The sequence below is a fragment of the Neobacillus niacini genome (assembly GCF_019749295.1).
In the GTDB taxonomy this organism is placed as follows: Bacteria; Bacillota; Bacilli; order Bacillales; family Cytobacillaceae; genus Neobacillus; species Neobacillus niacini_D.
Window position 1 is genome coordinate 1 of the sequence record NZ_JACWFG010000019.1, and the last position, 1442, is coordinate 1442.

1 rRNA gene (running past one end of the window) is annotated in these 1442 nt (G+C 52.8%); it reads right to left on the minus strand.

Annotated features, from left to right (window positions below):
• Nucleotides 1-71: 71 nt before the first annotated feature.
• A 23S ribosomal RNA gene (locus tag H0184_RS22875) occupies nt 72-1442 on the minus strand; it runs 1517 nt beyond the window's last position.

Genomic DNA, 1442 nt, shown 5'->3' on the forward strand with positions numbered 1-1442 from the left:
TTGAAAAAAATTCATTCCCTCAAAACTAGATAATTTCAGAAGAAGTTTGTAAAACGAGTTCGCTTTAAAAATTGGTTAAGTCCTCGAACGATTAGTATCAGTCAGCTCCACATGTTACCACGCTTCCACCTCTGACCTATCAACCTGATCATCTTTCAGGGTTCTTACTAGCTTGACGCTATGGGAAATCTCATCTTGAGGGGGGCTTCATGCTTAGATGCTTTCAGCACTTATCCCGTCCGCACATAGCTACCCAGCGATGCCTTTGGCAAGACAACTGGTACACCAGCGGTGCGTCCATCCCGGTCCTCTCGTACTAAGGACAGCTCCTCTCAAATTTCCTGCGCCCACGACGGATAGGGACCGAACTGTCTCACGACGTTCTGAACCCAGCTCGCGTACCGCTTTAATGGGCGAACAGCCCAACCCTTGGGACCGACTACAGCCCCAGGATGCGATGAGCCGACATCGAGGTGCCAAACCTCCCCGTCGATGTGGACTCTTGGGGGAGATAAGCCTGTTATCCCCGGGGTAGCTTTTATCCGTTGAGCGATGGCCCTTCCATGCGGAACCACCGGATCACTAAGCCCGACTTTCGTCCCTGCTCGACTTGTAGGTCTCGCAGTCAAGCTCCCTTGTGCCTTTACACTCTGCGAATGATTTCCAACCATTCTGAGGGAACCTTTGGGCGCCTCCGTTACTCTTTAGGAGGCGACCGCCCCAGTCAAACTGCCCACCTGACACTGTCTCCCACCCCGATCAGGGGTGCGGGTTAGAATTTCAATACAGCCAGGGTAGTATCCCACCGACGCCTCCACCGAAGCTGGCGCTCCGGTTTCTCAGGCTCCTACCTATCCTGTACAAGCTGTACCAAAATTCAATATCAGGCTACAGTAAAGCTCCACGGGGTCTTTCCGTCCTGTCGCGGGTAACCTGCATCTTCACAGGTACTATAATTTCACCGAGTCTCTCGTTGAGACAGTGCCCAGATCGTTACGCCTTTCGTGCGGGTCGGAACTTACCCGACAAGGAATTTCGCTACCTTAGGACCGTTATAGTTACGGCCGCCGTTTACTGGGGCTTCGATTCAGAGCTTCGCGTGAGCTAACCCCTCCTCTTAACCTTCCAGCACCGGGCAGGCGTCAGCCCCTATACTTCGCCTTGCGGCTTCGCAGAGACCTGTGTTTTTGCTAAACAGTCGCCTGGGCCTATTCACTGCGGCTCTTCGAGGCTATTCACCTCAAAAAGCACCCCTTCTCCCGAAGTTACGGGGTCATTTTGCCGAGTTCCTTAACGAGAGTTCTCTCGCTCACCTTAGGATTCTCTCCTCGCCTACCTGTGTCGGTTTGCGGTACGGGCACCTTTTATCTCGCTAGAGGCTTTTCTTGGCAGTGTGGAATCAGGAACTTCGGTACTATATTTCCCTCGGCATCACAGCTCAG